Here is a 14,930-nt window from a genome sequence, read left to right as displayed (position 1 = left end):
TAGATCGAGAAACGGCCCTTCGGGATTAGTCCTGGGGGGCTTTTCTTTTGGTTTGTCCCTTCGTGCCTCCTGTTTGTTTCTTGCCTGTTTCCCCGCCGCTACCGGTTCTTGTCCTGCCAGTCGCGGTGAAGCTCTGCCATGTGATCGATCAGCCAATCGGCGAAGGCACGGCCCCCTCCGGTCAGCTCGATCACGGTTTTTCCTTTTGTTTTCCGTGCCTGCCCCAGCGGATCACCGTCCGCACCCGCCAATATCCGCGGCGCGGCGGGGCTGGGTTTCGGGGTCTGCAACGCGGCCAGCACGGCCTCGAACCGGGCATCGGAATCCGGGCCGATGGCGGCGTCAAGCAGCTCATCCAAAGACCTGCCCTCGGCGCGCCCGGCCAGCAGCAGCCAGCGGTCGCGCCCGGCCGAGGGAGCCGAGCCGATCTTGCGGATCAGCGCGTCCGGCACGGCGTCGGTCACGCTCAGCATGCGCGAGATCACCGTCTTGTCGATCGACAACGCATCGCAGATCACCTTGCGGTCGAAATCCATCGCCACCATCTGCGCCGCAAAACTGGCCTTTTCGATAAAGCTCAGATCCTTGCGGGCGCTGTTTTCCTGGCCCTGCGCAACGATCAGCTCCTTGTCATTGAGTTCACGCAGCATCGCCTTGACCGGCTGTTGCAGCGCCTTCAGGGCCGCGACCCGGCGGCGGCCATAGACGACCTCGTATCGGCCCTCCTCATTCGGGCTGTGGCGCAGAAGCACCGGCACCTGCTGGCCATATTCGCGGATCGACTCGACCAGCGCCGCCAGCCCCTCCGGGTCTTCGTCCAACCGGTCGCGCAGCCCGGCATCGTCGATCATATCGGGATGCACATCGACAATGGCGCGGCTGCGCAGATCATTGATGGATTTCGACACCGCGCCAATCGCGCCGCGCTCGTAACGGGGCGGGGCCGGGGTCTCGCTGGATGGGGCAGGGGCCTCCATCAGCCCTTTGAGCAGATCCTTGCGCGCCATCAGCCCGCCTCCTTACGGCCCCAGGCCGCCTGAATAAGCCCTTCGATCTCGCCATTCACGGCATTGAGGCTTTCCATTGCGCGCTCATAGGTGGCGCGGGTGAAGGCGCTGCGCTCGACCTCATAAAGCGTCTGCTTGGTGATCCCGGCATCCGAAATCGCGGTCGATTTCAGCACCGGATGATTCAGCACATATTCGCCGAACATCGAGCGCATGAAGCTCACCATCTGATTTTGCGGGCCATCGCCCGGCTCGTATCGCGTCACCACATAACGCATCCAGTCATAATCCATGTCGCCCCCAGCCTCCGCCACGACTTCCAGAAGATTCGAGGTCATCAACAGGAACTGACACATCGACATCACATCCAGCATCTGCGGATGCACCGTCACCAGAATCGCCGTCGCGGCGGATAATGCCGACATGGTCAGGAAACCAAGCTGCGGCGGGCAATCGATGACGACAATATCGTAATCCTGTTCAACCTCCGCGAGAGCATCGCCGATCCGGGTAAAGAAAAATTTACCAGACCGTTCGACGATGGCACGCGGGGTCTCATGCTCGAACTCCATCAGTTCGAGATTGCCGGGAATCAGGTCGAGATTGGTGAAATAGGTCTGTTGCACGATGTCGCGCAACGACACCGGATCATCATAGCGAATCGCATCGTAAAGCGTCCCGCCATCGGCCAGATCGAATTCCGGCTGCACCCCGTGAAGCGCCGAGAGGCTGGCTTGCGGATCGAGATCGATGGCCAGCACCCGATAGCCGTCAAGCGCCAGTTTCTGCGCCAGATGCGCCGCTGTCGTGGTCTTGCCGGAGCCGCCCTTGAAGTTGATGACGGTAATGACCTGAAGATGATCGCCGTCACGGCGGCCGGGCAGGTAGGTGCCGGGCGATTTAGCACCTTTTTCCAGCATATCCCGCAGCGCCTGAATATCGGCGGGCGTGTAATAGCGGCGGCCCCCGGCACGGGTTTCCGGCTCTGGCCCGCGCCCTTCCAGATGCAGCTTGCGCAGATAAGCATCCTTGACGCCCAGCAGTTCCGCCACCTCACCGCTGGTGAATTTCCGCAATTGACGTTTTGCATCGGGCGGGAAAAGCTGCGCACGATGGGCTTGCAGCCGCGCCGAAAGAGCCTGCGCGTGTTCACCCACCAGCCTGTCAATGCGAGTCTGCTGCCGCATTCTGCCCTCGATTCTTCTGCGGCCCACTGCGTTCGTTACGCTTTTGACCGTCTTATTCTGTCTGCTCCGTAAATAAATGCCGACAGAATGCGATTCTCGCAAGCATTTTTTACGCGGCACCCCAATATCTAGTCGGGTTGCCCTTTTGGTCCCACTAGAGATTTATTGGCACGGGATAGCCTGGACCATTCATTTCTGCCTTTGCACGTCACTTGGCTGTCCATGCGAGGCCAAAGCCTTGCAAGAACTCCCTAAGCAAACTAGATTGCAAACCAGTTAAAGGAGACCTCCATGCGCGAAATCGGTGCTTTTGAAGCAAAAACCCATCTCTCCGAATTGCTCGCTGCGGCAGAGGCCGGCGAGTCGGTGCTGATCACCCGAAGGGGCACGCCCGTTGCTCGGCTCGTCCCCGCAGGAAGCGACCGCAGCGCAGTGCTTGACCGGCTGGCGGCGCTGCGCAGCCGGATTGCCGCCCGCAATGTCCGGCTCAGCGCCGAAGACATCCTCTCGGCGCGGGATGAGGGCCGCCGTTGACGCTCATCATCGATGCCTCCGCCCTTGTCGGCTGGGTGATGCCGGATGAAACCGGGCTGGATCTCGGCGCGGCGCTGACCGATCATGACACGCTGCTGGCGCCGTGGCTGCTCTGGGTCGAGCTGCGCAATATCCTGCTCGTCAGCGAGCGGCGCGGGCGATTGCCCGCCGGCATGGCCGATCAGATCGTCGAGGCCGTGGATGAGCTTGATATTCAACTGGACATCGCCCCGGCGGGACCCGTCGTCCTCGACCTTGCCCGCCGCCACGGGCTGACCGCCTATGATGCGCTGTATCTTGAGACGGCACTGCGCCACGGCGGCACGCTCGCCAGTCTCGACAAGGCATTGACGCGGGCGGCAACGGCAGAAGGGGTGGAGGTGCTGGCCTGATCGGGCGGCTACCTAATCCTCCAACAGATCGGTCGCCGGATTGTCCTCGATCTCGACATCAGCATAGTAGCTCTGTGCCTGCTGGACGGAGCGGTGCAGCGACAACTGCATCGCCGCTGCAATCGGGGCGCCGTCGCGGGCGGCCTGGGTCAGGAAACCCGATCGCAGCCCGTGGGCAGAGGCGAAATCGGGCGGATAGCCGGCCAGTTCCAGCCGGTGGTGAACGATGCCGCGAATGCCGTCCGGGGTGATCCGGCGGGGCAGGGCCCGGTCGGCGAGGCTGACTGGCCGGAACAGCGGCCCGTTATCGAGCCGCGCCAGCCCGATCCAGCCCATGACCGCCCGCGCCGCGCGGCCCTTCAGCGGCAGGCGTGGCGCGCGCTCCGGACCAGTGGTCTTGGTCGAGAGCAGTCGGATGCGGATCAAGCCTTTCTCGGTGAATTCTCGGGCATCGATATCGTCGACATTCAGCCCGGCAATCTCTGACCGCCGCCGCCCGCCCGAGGCCCATCCGAGCATCAGCACCGCGCGGTCACGCATCCCGCGATGGCTGCCGTCGCAGGTCGCCAGCATCGCCTCCAGCACCTGCCGTGTGATCGGGTTCTGTGATTTCGGCTGCCGCTCCCGCGCCGCTGCCCGCCGTGCCCGACCTCGCGCTTGCCGGATCAACGGCGCTTCGAAGGGTGAGGGCAGGTTGCGCATCCGGTGAAACGCCCGCCACGAGGCGATGCGCCGGTCCAGCGTCGCCGGGGCCGGGCAGGCCAGCGTCCTGCGCAGCCCGGCGGCGATCAGCACCTCCGCCACAGCGCGGGCGTCGCTTTCGGTATCGCTAAGATCGACCGAATGATCGAGCACGAAGCGCAGCGCCACCTCCTCCGCCTCCGGCCAGGCGAGCGGCGCGGCGAAGGCCGCCTGCTTCCAGGCACTGATATAGGCCAGATCCCGTTCCCAGGCGCGGAGCGTGTTTTCCGGCGTGCCGCGACGGTAAAGGTCGGTGAGCAGTCCGGCATCGCTGCTGGAAAGCGTTGCGGGCAGGGGCAGGGCCGGGGGATTTGGCGTGCGCATGCGGGGATTATGGCGCGGAAGCGTGGCGAAGCCAAGAGGCGCGATAATTGCTCCTTATCGTGAATAATATGCCGCCAAAACCTTCGCGCAAGTAATCATCATAATAATGGTTACACGATGTTATAAATCCGACCACGCATCTATTATCGGACGAGAACCACCTCCGCCGGGGCGCTGACGATTGCGACAAAGCCGCCGCGTGGGTGTGGTCCGGTTTGTCGGCGAGGTAGAGAATAGTCTTGCGGCGATGGAGGGACGTTCAAGAGGCTGGGAAAAAGATATGATCGACTGCATGTATGCTTCGAGGCCCGGCCGACGGGTTACGGGTTGCGCCGGCAAGTTCGCGAACTGGGTCGCGACTGCATGGTGGTTGCGTCGGCGCTGACCCCGAAACGGCCCGGCGAGCGCGTCAGATGAACTGGCGGGAATTGCCCATCTTTCATGTTGTTCACGAGAGTTTTCTCCTGGCGTTACTCAGCAAAGCTGTGCGCGGTCGATCCGTTATGCGCGAGCAGCATTCAGCCGAACGGCGATTTTCGGAAACGAGGGTGCCCAAAAGGTAGAAAACTCAGTTGACAAGTTAGTGCACATAAATAATCGTAGAGAACATACGATCGCTGAGAGAAGGTAAACATAACCATTCGAGAAGGGCGTCAAGGTTCTGACAGATTTCGCTCTTCGCGGCTTTGGTCTCATCATCACACACAGCGAAGGTTACCGGGCGGCGGTCCATCGTGTTGCTGATGAGTTCCCAAATACGCATTGGAGGCACTATGGTTGAAGATGTGACGCTTGGATTCACGGCTGGGCACCTGGAGATCGGAAAACTCCGGGGCCATCTGATCGCCCGTTCACAGATCGCGTGGCTGAATGGCCTGAAAGAAGCCGGGATCAATCTGCTCAAGGACCATCCAGAGAAGTTCTGTGACCTCCGCCGCTATTGGATCGACATGAGTTCAGCAGAACAACGACCGATCGGGATCAGCGCAAGATCCCCCGCACGATGATCTACGAGAAAGTGCGGGCCTTTCGCCTCAGGGCTCGCCAATCGGAATACAGTTTCTGGGCAGCCACTTTGAAGAAAGCATTGTCTTTAACGCGGGTCGGTTTGTCGAGCGTTCGATGCCCTGGTCCTCGATTTGCAAAAAGACACCGTTAGCGGGCCAACAAAACACCAGAACGCCGCACAGGCCGCCGCAGCCTGTTGAGATAAACGGCGCCCACTAAAATAGATCAAGGAGCAATTATGTCGGAAAGAGCTAACGGCGCAGTGTAAGCGGTGCGCCGTTCACACTGGTGCGGTGTAGTTCCAAGGCAGCAATTCTTTGATATCCGCTTGTTTGTGCCCGCCTGCGATGGCTGTCAGGACACCGGACAGATAGCCATGCGGCTCGATCCCGTTGAGTTTGCAGGTCTCGATCAGGGATGCGATTACGGCCCAATTTTGAGCGCCGGTATCATGTCCGGCGAAGAGCGCGTTTTTGCGGTTCAGAGCGATGGGGCGGATGGTGCGCTCGACAGGGTTGTTGTCGAGTTCGATGCGGCCATCGTCGAGGAACCTACACATGCCATCCCAGTATTTGGCGATGTATTTCAGGGCTTCACCGGTCGGCGATTTCGCTGAGACGCGTGCGCGGTTCTGGGCGAGCCAGAGCTTGAAGGCGTCGATGATGGGTTTTGAGCGGTCCCGTCGTGCAGCGTGCCGTTGATCGGCAGGCAGGCCTCTCAGGTCTTTTTCGATACGGTAGAGTGCCTGGATTTGCGCCAGGCCTTCCTGCGCGATTGGAGCAGCTCCAGATTGGGTGACGTCATGCAATTTTCGCCGCGCGTGTGCCCAGCAATAGGCCAGCACCACATCCTGTGTAGGGCGTTTGAGCAAGCTGTTATAGCCTGCGTATCCATCAACCTGCAGGGTGCCGCTGAAGCCGCTCAAGATGTTATCCGCATGCTGCCCTGACCGACCGGGCGCATAGGTAAACGCCACTCCGGGAGGATCGCCGCCGCCCCATGGCCTGTTATCACGGGCCAGCGCCCAGAAGTAACCGGTTTTGGTGCTTTTGCGCCCTGGGGCCAGAACCGGTGCAGGTGTTTCGTCCATGAAGAGCTTGGTGGAGCGCTTCAGATCGGCCATGAGCGCCTCATAGACCGGGGTCAATTCAAACGCCGACTTGCCTACCCACCCGGCCAGGGTCGAGCGATCCAGATCGATCCCTTGGCGGCTGTAGATTTGTGCCTGCCGATAGAGCGGCAGGTGATCGGCATATTTTGAGACGAGCACATGGGCGAGCGTTGCTTCGGTTGGCATGCCGCCCGCGATGATGTGGGCGGGTGCAGGCGCTTGGGTGATCCCACCCTCACAGGAGCGGCAGGCGTATTTGGGGCGGCGGGTGACAATCACACGGAACTGGGCCGGGATGATGTCCAGCCGTTCGCTGACCTCCTCGCCAATGACGTGACGCTCAGTTCCGCAGGCGCAGGATTGCTCGGGTTCAATGACCACCTCAACCCGTTCCAGATGTTTGGGCAGTGATCCGCGATTGGTCTGGCGCGGCTTTGGGGGCCGCACGGGCGCGGTGCGCTCGTCCGCGTCGATCTCTGCTTCCACCTGCGCGATGGCGGTCTCGATATCCTCGAGTTCCAACTCATACTGGGCCGGGTCAAGCTTCTCGGATTTGGCCCCGAAGAGCGCCTTCTTGAACGAAGCGACCAAGGCTTCAAGCCGCGCATTCTGATCCTGCTGCGTACGGATGATCGCCTTCAGTTCGGCAATGTCATCGGGCAATTTGTCAGGCACAGTCATGCCCCATCCCATAACAAAACAAGGGCAGAATGACCCGCGCAAACAACCCCGTGAGTCACTCCGCCGCAGAGGGCGCTACCACCTCCAAAGGGCGCACGCGCCGCCAATCCAACCCCGCAAACAGCGCCTCAAACTGGGCCGGTTCCAGGCGCATCACCCCGTTCTTGACCGCGGGCCATGTGAAGCTGTTATCTTCGAGCCGTTTGTAGGCCATCACCAACCCGCTACCGTCCCAGTAGATCAGCTTCAGCCGATCCGCGCGCTTGGCCCGGAACACATAGACCGACCCATCAAACGGCTTCTGGCGCAGGTGGCTCTGCACCAAAGCGGCCAGCCCATCATGGCCCTTGCGGAAGTCCACCGGGTCACTGGCTACAAAAATCCGAACCTTGTGGGATGGCATGATCACGTGGCCAAAGCCCGCGCGATCTCGGCGAGTCGCGCGGCTGGCGTTGCCGCATCAAGACGAACGGTGACATCGCCTTTGATCACATCAATCGTGTTTGAGGAAGTGACGGCCAGAGGCTGGGCCAAAGGCGCAGACGCCTCGATCTCAACAGGCACAAAATCCATACCTTCCAAATTTGGCAGAACCAGTTTGCCCTGCCGCGCCATTCGTCGCCAGTCAGACACCGTGCTGGGGATCAACTCATACCGTTTAGCAACCGCATTGACCGTCTCGCCTTCAATCAGAGTCTCCGCCACGATCCGAGCCTTCAACTCCGGCGGCCAAGTCCGCTTGCCGTCCGCCCGACGCGGCTCCCTTGCCAGAAACTCGCTTGTAGCTACCATCCAGAAACTCCCCACAAATCAAAGAAGCCTCTGAATCGCAGATCAGGCGTCACGCCGTAAGTGTGGGAGCGGCGCACCGCTTACGGCGCAGTGTCGTCCAACAAACAGCATATCAACCCAGAAGGGCACTGGGACTGGCATATCCCGACACCGTTCTCGCAGGCGGTCAAAGTCGGTCGCACGATCTACCTCGGGGGCCAGCTTTCCGCGGACGAGAAAGGCAATGTGATCGGGGTTGGTGACATTGAAGTCCAGACCCGCAACGTCTTTGAGAACATCACCAAGCTTCTTGAGGCTGCGGGCGCTACCTGGAACGACGTAGTCAAGCTGAACACATACTATGTGTTCAATGGTACCGGGCAGGAAGCGCAGGTGTTCTGGGAGAAGATGACCAAGGTGCGTCTTGAGTATCTTCCTACCCCAGGCCCGGGTGCGACTGCCGTGCGTGTCGCTGGACTTATGTATGAAGGTTTTCTGATCGAAGCTGACGTTGTGGCGGTCATCGATGAATAGTCATGTCCACCACCTCCCTTCGGAGTCAGTGGATACGATCAAGTTGGCACAGGATCTGGTGCGGCTCGACACCACCAATCCGCCCGGAAGCGAGGTCCATGTGGTGGCACTCCTCGCGGACAGGTTGCATAAGGCAGGCATTGCGGTGGAGGCGTTCGAGTTCGCGCCAGGGCGGACGAGCATGATCGCTCGCCTGAACGCGGGATCTTCTGGTCCGGCACTCTGCCTTTCGGGACATCTGGATACCGTTCCTCTCGGCAAGGAGCCATGGACGGGCGATCCGCTCGGCGGAGAAATTATCGACGGCCGGATGTTCGGTCGCGGTACAACCGACATGAAGTGCGGTGTCGCTGCAATGGTAACCGCCTTCGAGAGGCTTCATCGAAGTGGCTCGAAGGCGAAGATAGTCCTGGCACTTTCATCTTCGGAGGAAACCGGATGCCAGGGTGCTGCGCAAATGGCTCCGAGACTCGGTGCAATCGGCGCAATCGTGATAGCTGAACCCACAAGTGGCAGACTTGCAGTTGGGCACAAGGGCGTTCTTTGGCTCAAGCTCATAACCAGCGGTAAGGCGGCCCATGCCTCGATGCCACATCTTGGCCGCAACTCGGTCGATCTCATGGCCGATGCCATTATGGCCTTGCGTGGTCTCGACTTCGGAGTAGACAACCACCCCCTATTGGGTTGTCCAACTTATAACGTCGGCACGGTTTCAGGGGGCTCGGCGGTTAACATCGTGCCGGATACCTGCGAATGCCTCCTCGACGTTCGACTGGTTCCAGGACTAGGCGCAGAATCGGCGAAGACTCTCGTAGAGCGCTGCATAGGCAGCGGGATTGAGATCGAAACGCTGCTTGCGCTGGACGCGGTAGCCAGCGATCCGGAAGGCGCATGGCTGCGCAAGGTTTCAGACATCGCATCCGAAATCCACCCCTCAGACCAAAGACCGATGAGCGTCCCGTATTTCACGGATGCTTCTGTGCTGGGTCCGGCTCTGGGTTTTCCACCAGTCGTGATCCTTGGGCCGGGCGACCCGGCTCTCGCCCATCAAGTGAACGAATCCTGCTCGGTCCCGGCAATCTGGAGTGCGAGCCTGCTCTACGAGCGGCTGGGCCGAGACTGGGCAGAAAACAAATACTGAGGAGAGGAAGACACCATGACCCAAGTAGAACCCCAAAAACTGGCCAAGGACCGTCGCCACCTGATCGACGTGCTTATGAGCAGGGACGCTTTTGCCGACAAGGTTTTCCGCGGCGGCAAGATCGTCAATGTCATCTCCGGCGAAATCTATGAAAGTGAGCTCGCCGTGTCGGGCGAGTACATTGTTCGTCTCGGCGACTGCACCTCGCTGGTCGGCCCGAAGACGGAGATCATAGAGCTAGATGGTGCCCATGTGATGCCAGGTCTAATCGACGCGCACATGCACTTCGAAAGCGCGATGCTGAACTGCACCGAGTTTACCCGACTGTCTCTGCCGACCGGGACCACCTCGCTCGTTTCCGACCCGCACGAAATCGCAAACGTTCTTGGTCCGGACGGTGTCGAGGAAATGGCGAAGGAATGTGCCCTCCTCCCGAACCGCGTGCATACGAGAGTGCCGTGCCGCGTCCCTGACGTTCCTCTCGTCGAGACCTGTGGGGTAGACATCACCTCGGCAGATGTTCCGCGCATGCTTGAGATGCCAACCGTAGACGGCATCGGGGAAATGCAATCAGTCGGCGCACCTCGCTTCGCCTACGACAACACTCCGGAGGTATTTGACGACGCGATCAAGTCAACCGTCTTTACTCGCGCTGCCGGCAAAGTCGTTGACGGTAACGCGGCTGCTCTCTTCAACGACCAACTGGCTGCGCATATCATCGCCAGCGGCACCGACATCTCGTGCCATGAAACGACGTCCAAGGAAGAAGCGCTCGAGAAGATCCGTTACGGCGTGCGTATCCTGATGCGCGAGGGTTCGACTCAGCGCAACATGCAGGAATGCATCCGCGTCTATACGGAAGATGGCCTCGACCCGCGTCACCTCTGCCTGTGCACGGACGACATGTTGCCTGACGATCTCCGAGACCATGGTCACATGAACGACGTTGTGCGCCGCACCATCGCCGCCGGCATCAAGCCCGTGCTGGCCATCCAGATGGCGACCATCAACCCAGCGACCTGGATAAATCTGCCGGATGTCGGTGTTCTTGCTCCCGGCAAGTTGGCCGACCTGTGTATCGTCAAGGGCGAACTTGCCGAGATGAAGGTTCACCAAGTCTATATCGGCGGCAAGTTGGTGGCTGAAGACAACAAGCTGAAGATCGAGATCCCGCCGTATCGCTATCCGGACTGGGTGCGTTCGAGCGTCAAGCGCAGCCCGATTTCCAAAGACGACCTTGAGATCAAAACTGCTGGCTCGTCGGCGAAGGTTCGTGCGGTTGGTCTCATTCCAGACCAGAACCTTTCGCGTGCAGTCGAAGCGACCGTTTCCGTCAAGGACGGTGTCGCGCAGGCGAATGTTGAAGAAGACATCCTGCTCGGTTCAGTGGTCGAGCGTTACGGTCGCCACGGCGGTATCGCTAATGGCTTTATCCACGGCTTCGGCATGAAGCGAGGCGCAATCGCCGAAACGGTGTCGCACAACACCCACAACATTATTGTCATGGGTACCAACCACGACGACATGGTCAAGGCAGTCAACGAAGTCATCCGCATTCAAGGCGGTATCGTGATGGTTGACGATGGTGAGCTGATCGGGACGCTTCCGCTTCCAGTCGCAGGCTTGATCAACGACGAACTCAACGCGGCCGAGATGACCGCGAAGGTTTCCGAGATGACCAAGATCGCGCAGACGCGTCTTGGCGTGCAGGTGCACGGGCCGTTCATGCACCTCGCCTTCCTCTCGCTTTCGACCAGCCCTGTATGGAAGCTGACCGACCGTGGTCTTGTGAACGTCGAAACCCTCGAAATCCTGCCAGTTATCATCGAGCCAGCTATGGCAAACGCATAGGAGAAGGACAGATGGCAAACATCAGCTCAAAGACCGCAGTTCCGCGTGCAGGTCAGCGTGCCCTCGACAGGGGGACACGAACGGTCATTGACCTGTCTCGCGACATTCATGAAGGTATGCCGTTGTGGCCAGGCCACCAACTTCCGTTCAAAATGGTCAACCAGACTCACGACGGTTTCAAAAACCGTTGGGGCACAGACTTTGGCTTCCGAGCTCATAACTGGTTGATGAGCGAGCATACCGGAACGCATACCGATGCGATCTTCGAATATGATCCGGGTGGCGCGACACTCGATGACATGCCGCTGGAATACTACTACGGTCCCGCAATCTGTCTCGATGTGAGCCATGTTCGACATCCAGACTATATGACCGCCGAAATCCTCGAAGCGGCGCTCGAAGCCAGCGGACAGGAGATCCGGATCGGTGACACCGTTCTGCTCTATAGTGGACACGGTGATCGGACGTTCGGCACGAAGGAGTTCATAAACGTCTACTCGGGTCTCGACCGCTCGGGGGCAGTTTGGCTTGCTGAGAAAGGCGTGGTGAACATCGGTATCGACTCGCTTGCGATCGACCATAGTGACGACATGACCTTTACCGGGCATGCAGTTTGCGCCGAGTACCAGATCGTCAATACCGAAAACCTGACGAATCTCGACAAACTTGTTGGTAGACGATTTGAGTACTTCGGTCTGCCAATTCATTTCAGAGAAGGCACCGGATCGCCTATTCGGGCGATCGCCATCCTGAATTGAGATTGGTCTGGCGCGATTGACCGCGCTCCGGGCTCGAACGCGGTCGCGCTATTCCAAATCGCGCGGCCGCCACGGTGCTTTCTGAAACCAGTTTTCAATCACCGCGGAATTGGGACCCCGTATTCTCACTTGGAGGAGGCTCTGACCTGCATTCGCTGAACTTTGTACTGACTCACGGCTGTTAGCAGAGAGTTCTGGCGGATGGTTCAGAGATTTTCGCGCGCCTGATTGGCTCCGGTCGGTTTCGCGGTTGATGCGACGGGCCTTTGCGGGTCATCATGTCATCGGTCACCGGCGTTCCCCGTAAGGGGTTGAACTCAACAACTCGACCCGCCGGAGAACATCGCTGCCCCCCCCCCCCCGCAAGCCGCTCACTTCGCTACAGCGCAATCAAAAGCGCGCTCGCGAGCGACTTGCTACTGCCGAGCCACACCACCACCGGTGACATAATCTATGCTGTTTCCGGTGGCATGCCGAAAATATCATTGAGCACAGGGTGAAAGTTAAGCTGCGTTCGAGCCAGCCAAGGCGCTTGCCCAGAAGGCACGCGTGGAATAAGAGACTTGTTGATGCCTGAGAATGTCGATCCTATAGCGAATCCAAGCGAGAAACCCCAAGACGCCGACCTTTACATCGGACAGGTCGCAGCGATGTTAGGCGTGACAACAACCATGATCCGCCAATGGGAGAAGCACGGCTTCATCGAGGTAATGCGAACAGCCTCCGGCTTCCGGGTCTATTCTTTAGAGCAAATGAAGCGACTGCAGATAGTGCGGGATCTGGCCAGATCCGGAGTGAATCCCGCTGGTATCAAATTAGCCCTGCAGAAGGCCGATCCTAATTCAATCAAATCCTCACCCGGTGTAGACCAGGCGTCCCTCGGAACACGACTGCAGCGATTGCGTACCGCAAAGAAAATAAGCCTTCGAAAGCTGGGAGCAGCGACAGATCTTAGTGCATCACATCTTAGCGCTATCGAACGTTCAATAAGCCATCCATCAATTGCCGTCGTGCAACGACTGGCCGCAGCTTTAGGCACAAACATAGTACAAGTTCTTGGTGGCGAACCACTCGACCATCAACTCGTAGTCCGCCCCCATGAGCGGCGTCCTCTGGATGCGAATCTCAACGGGGTGGAAATCCAACAGTTGTTTCGGGTTGAAACTGTCCTGGAATCATTGCTTTTCATGGTCGAGCCGGGCGCGTCGAGCGGTGACAGCTATCAACACGAGGGAGAGGAGTTCCTGTTCATGTTGGATGGAACGCTCGAACTTGTACTTGATGAAACTGAGCAGTTCATTCTTGAGCCGGGCGATTCCATGACTTTTGCCAGTCACAGACCGCATCGATTTGCGAACAGGGGCGACATCCCCGCTTCAATTCTGTGGATAAATACTCCACCAACCTTTTAACAAACAACAACCAACTCCGGAGTAGCGAGGCAACCGTAGTCTGCACCTGCTGAAGTTCACACACGCCTCATTGCGATACGGTCCACAAGGAGCGAGGTCGGTATCGATACTCCGGCGTAAAGTATGCCTGCCATAAGCAGCGCAGGGAAATACCGAAAAGTCGTTGAGCCGATATCATAAGCTCTGCTGGTAAGCTCCGGCAGGGCAATCGCGAAACACAGTGATGTCCCCTGAAAGATTAAAATGGAAAATCCGAGTAAGGGAGGAATCCCGACTCGAAGCGCTTGGGGCAACAAGATATATCGCATTTCGTCAAAGCGATTGAGGCCGATTGCAGCGGCTGCTTCGTGTTGACCATGATGGACCGATTGCAAACTCGCGCGGATGATCTCACTTGCTCAGCGCCAGCTTATCGAGATCGCGCGAGCCATCGAAAATCAGGGCCGCATTCTTATACTGGACGAACCCACGGCAACCCTGACGACACATGAATCGCAAAAGCTCTTTGATTTGGTGTCACAGCTTTCGGCCAGAGGTGTTTCGGTCGTTCTGGTATCGCACCATCTTAATGAAATTCTGGATAACTGCGATCGGGTGACGGTCATGCGCAATGGCGCAACCGTGTTTACCAAACCGATCAGCGACACAAATGAAGAAGATCTGATTCAGGGGATGGTCGGTCGCCGTCTGAACGATCAGATGGGTGAAAACCACAGTTCGCGCATCGATTCCGAAATCGTATTGTCTGTGAAAAACCTTCGCGCGGCCGCCTCTCCTCATCCCGAAGGGATTTCCTTTGACCTGCATGCGGGCGAAATCCTTGGTATTGCGGGGCTGGTCGGGGCTGGGCGAACGGAAGTGATGCGGGCCATCTTCGGTGCCGATACTGCCGTTTCTGGAAGCATCTCCCTTAACGATCACGAACATCGCTATTCCGCACCCCGTCAGGCGATCGCAGACGGCCTTGCCTTCGTGACCGAGGACCGGCGCGATGAGGGCGTCATTTTAAGTATGCCGATCACCAGCAATATCAGTCTGGCCAATTTGAAAGCAGTTTCCCGCGCCGGGATCATCGACCGGCACCGGGAAGACGAACTGGCCACCCGGCTTGGGCAGGATCTGCGTCTTAAATACGGTCGGTTGCAGGATACCGTTTCCACCCTTTCAGGCGGCAATCAGCAAAAGGTCGTTCTGGCCAAATGGCTGGCCCGGAATCCCAGCATCCTGCTACTCGACGAACCCACACGCGGCGTGGATGTGGGGGCCAAGTCCGAAATCTATGAACTGCTCCGGCAACTCGCCAGGGACGGAAAGTCCCTGATCATCGTTTCGTCCGAGCTTTACGAACTGATGGCCCTGTGCGACCGCATTGTGGTGATGGCAAACCATGCAATCACGGGCGAGCTGACACGGGATGAATTTTCCGAAGAACAACTCCTGACATATGCCTATAAAACCGGCCCGAGAACCTAGGAGCA

15 protein-coding genes and 1 pseudogene are annotated in these 14,930 nt (G+C 58.8%); 9 read left to right on the top strand and 7 right to left on the bottom strand.

Annotation, left to right across the window (positions count from 1 at the left end; translation table 11 throughout):
• Nucleotides 1–98 precede the first annotated feature (98 nt).
• Together repB and repA are read right to left on the bottom strand one after the other, a co-directional pair.
• Nucleotides 99–1,007, bottom strand: a complete 909-nt coding sequence (gene repB, locus PAF12_RS18455; protein ID WP_271109951.1) for a plasmid partitioning protein RepB — start codon at nt 1,005–1,007, stop codon at nt 99–101.
• Nucleotides 1,007–2,194, bottom strand: coding sequence for a plasmid partitioning protein RepA (gene repA, locus PAF12_RS18450; protein WP_271109950.1), 1,188 nt, complete (start codon nt 2,192–2,194; stop codon nt 1,007–1,009). Before repA ends, repB begins: the two co-directional genes overlap by 1 nt.
• Before the next feature lie 291 nt (nt 2,195–2,485).
• Between repA and PAF12_RS18445 the strand changes: the two genes are divergently transcribed.
• Nucleotides 2,486–2,728: a type II toxin-antitoxin system Phd/YefM family antitoxin gene (locus tag PAF12_RS18445; protein ID WP_271109949.1), complete on the top strand. Its 243-nt coding sequence runs from the start codon at nt 2,486–2,488 to the stop codon at nt 2,726–2,728.
• A complete protein-coding gene (locus PAF12_RS18440; RefSeq protein WP_271109948.1) occupies nt 2,725–3,120 on the top strand; it encodes a type II toxin-antitoxin system VapC family toxin in 396 nt (131 codons plus the stop codon). Before PAF12_RS18445 ends, PAF12_RS18440 begins: the two co-directional genes overlap by 4 nt.
• A gap of 12 nt (nt 3,121–3,132) precedes the next feature.
• Here the strand turns inward: PAF12_RS18440 and PAF12_RS18435 are convergent, their stop codons facing one another.
• Entirely contained in the window at nt 3,133–4,185 is a 1,053-nt protein-coding gene (locus PAF12_RS18435) for a tyrosine-type recombinase/integrase (RefSeq protein ID WP_271109947.1), read from the bottom strand.
• Between the two features lie 773 nt (nt 4,186–4,958).
• On the opposite strand from PAF12_RS18435, the gene PAF12_RS18430 reads away from it, so the two are divergent.
• Entirely contained in the window at nt 4,959–5,192 is a 234-nt protein-coding gene (locus PAF12_RS18430) for a hypothetical protein (RefSeq protein WP_271109946.1), read from the top strand.
• Between the two features lie 281 nt (nt 5,193–5,473).
• On the opposite strand, the gene PAF12_RS18425 is transcribed toward PAF12_RS18430, so the two are convergent.
• The 3 genes from PAF12_RS18425 to PAF12_RS18415 are packed head-to-tail and all read right to left on the bottom strand — an operon-like array spanning nt 5,474 to nt 7,777.
• A complete protein-coding gene (locus PAF12_RS18425) occupies nt 5,474–6,985 on the bottom strand; it encodes an IS66 family transposase (protein ID WP_271107049.1) in 1,512 nt (503 codons plus the stop codon).
• A 55-nt stretch (nt 6,986–7,040) separates the two neighbouring features.
• Entirely contained in the window at nt 7,041–7,388 is a 348-nt protein-coding gene (gene tnpB, locus PAF12_RS18420) for an IS66 family insertion sequence element accessory protein TnpB (protein WP_081940321.1), read from the bottom strand.
• Between the two features lie 2 nt (nt 7,389–7,390).
• A complete protein-coding gene (locus tag PAF12_RS18415) occupies nt 7,391–7,777 on the bottom strand; it encodes a transposase (protein WP_037211607.1) in 387 nt (128 codons plus the stop codon).
• A gap of 60 nt (nt 7,778–7,837) precedes the next feature.
• On the opposite strand from PAF12_RS18415, the gene PAF12_RS18410 reads away from it, so the two are divergent.
• The 5 genes from PAF12_RS18410 (at nt 7,838) to PAF12_RS18390 (ending at nt 13,452) form a co-directional block, all read left to right on the top strand.
• A complete protein-coding gene (locus tag PAF12_RS18410) occupies nt 7,838–8,290 on the top strand; it encodes a RidA family protein (RefSeq protein ID WP_271109945.1) in 453 nt (150 codons plus the stop codon).
• The gene (locus PAF12_RS18405; RefSeq protein WP_271109944.1) at nt 8,283–9,431 is read left to right on the top strand and encodes a M20 family metallopeptidase; all 1,149 of its coding nucleotides are present in this window, start codon (nt 8,283–8,285) and stop codon (nt 9,429–9,431) included. Before PAF12_RS18410 ends, PAF12_RS18405 begins: the two co-directional genes overlap by 8 nt.
• A 15-nt stretch (nt 9,432–9,446) precedes the next feature.
• Nucleotides 9,447–11,282, top strand: coding sequence for an adenine deaminase (locus tag PAF12_RS18400; RefSeq protein ID WP_271109943.1), 1,836 nt, complete (start codon nt 9,447–9,449; stop codon nt 11,280–11,282).
• 11 nt (nt 11,283–11,293) lie between these two features.
• Nucleotides 11,294–12,040, top strand: coding sequence for a cyclase family protein (locus PAF12_RS18395; RefSeq protein ID WP_271109942.1), 747 nt, complete (start codon nt 11,294–11,296; stop codon nt 12,038–12,040).
• Nucleotides 12,041–12,609: 569 nt separating this feature from the next.
• The gene (locus tag PAF12_RS18390; RefSeq protein WP_271109941.1) at nt 12,610–13,452 is read left to right on the top strand and encodes a cupin domain-containing protein; all 843 of its coding nucleotides are present in this window, start codon (nt 12,610–12,612) and stop codon (nt 13,450–13,452) included.
• Between the two features lie 56 nt (nt 13,453–13,508).
• On the opposite strand, the pseudogene PAF12_RS18385 reads toward PAF12_RS18390, so the two are convergent.
• A pseudogene (locus tag PAF12_RS18385) lies at nt 13,509–13,847 on the bottom strand (ABC transporter permease subunit); the annotation flags it as partial.
• On the opposite strand from PAF12_RS18385, the gene PAF12_RS18380 reads away from it, so the two are divergent.
• The gene (locus tag PAF12_RS18380) at nt 13,837–14,925 is read left to right on the top strand and encodes a sugar ABC transporter ATP-binding protein (protein ID WP_368045183.1); all 1,089 of its coding nucleotides are present in this window, start codon (nt 13,837–13,839) and stop codon (nt 14,923–14,925) included. The pseudogene PAF12_RS18385 and the gene PAF12_RS18380 sit on opposite strands and share 11 nt — an antisense overlap.
• The last annotated feature ends 5 nt before the right edge of the window (nt 14,926–14,930 follow it).

Origin of the sequence: Paracoccus sp. SCSIO 75233, assembly GCF_027912675.1 — a bacterium.
Lineage (GTDB): Bacteria > Pseudomonadota > Alphaproteobacteria > Rhodobacterales > Rhodobacteraceae > Paracoccus.
This window is presented reverse-complemented; position numbering and strand designations above follow the sequence as displayed.

Coding starts and splice junctions, on each gene's coding strand:
- PAF12_RS18430 (WP_271109946.1), top strand. CDS start 4,959: ATGGTTGAAGATGTGACGCTTGGATTCACGGCTGGGCACCTGGAGATC.
- PAF12_RS18390 (WP_271109941.1), top strand. CDS start 12,610: ATGCCTGAGAATGTCGATCCTATAGCGAATCCAAGCGAGAAACCCCAA.
- PAF12_RS18400 (WP_271109943.1), top strand. CDS start 9,447: ATGACCCAAGTAGAACCCCAAAAACTGGCCAAGGACCGTCGCCACCTG.
- repB (WP_271109951.1), bottom strand. CDS start 1,007: ATGGCGCGCAAGGATCTGCTCAAAGGGCTGATGGAGGCCCCTGCCCCA.
- PAF12_RS18405 (WP_271109944.1), top strand. CDS start 8,283: ATGAATAGTCATGTCCACCACCTCCCTTCGGAGTCAGTGGATACGATC.
- PAF12_RS18435 (WP_271109947.1), bottom strand. CDS start 4,185: ATGCGCACGCCAAATCCCCCGGCCCTGCCCCTGCCCGCAACGCTTTCC.
- PAF12_RS18425 (WP_271107049.1), bottom strand. CDS start 6,985: ATGACTGTGCCTGACAAATTGCCCGATGACATTGCCGAACTGAAGGCG.
- PAF12_RS18380 (WP_368045183.1), top strand. CDS start 13,837: ATGATCTCACTTGCTCAGCGCCAGCTTATCGAGATCGCGCGAGCCATC.
- PAF12_RS18445 (WP_271109949.1), top strand. CDS start 2,486: ATGCGCGAAATCGGTGCTTTTGAAGCAAAAACCCATCTCTCCGAATTG.
- tnpB (WP_081940321.1), bottom strand. CDS start 7,388: ATGCCATCCCACAAGGTTCGGATTTTTGTAGCCAGTGACCCGGTGGAC.
- repA (WP_271109950.1), bottom strand. CDS start 2,194: ATGCGGCAGCAGACTCGCATTGACAGGCTGGTGGGTGAACACGCGCAG.
- PAF12_RS18415 (WP_037211607.1), bottom strand. CDS start 7,777: ATGGTAGCTACAAGCGAGTTTCTGGCAAGGGAGCCGCGTCGGGCGGAC.
- PAF12_RS18395 (WP_271109942.1), top strand. CDS start 11,294: ATGGCAAACATCAGCTCAAAGACCGCAGTTCCGCGTGCAGGTCAGCGT.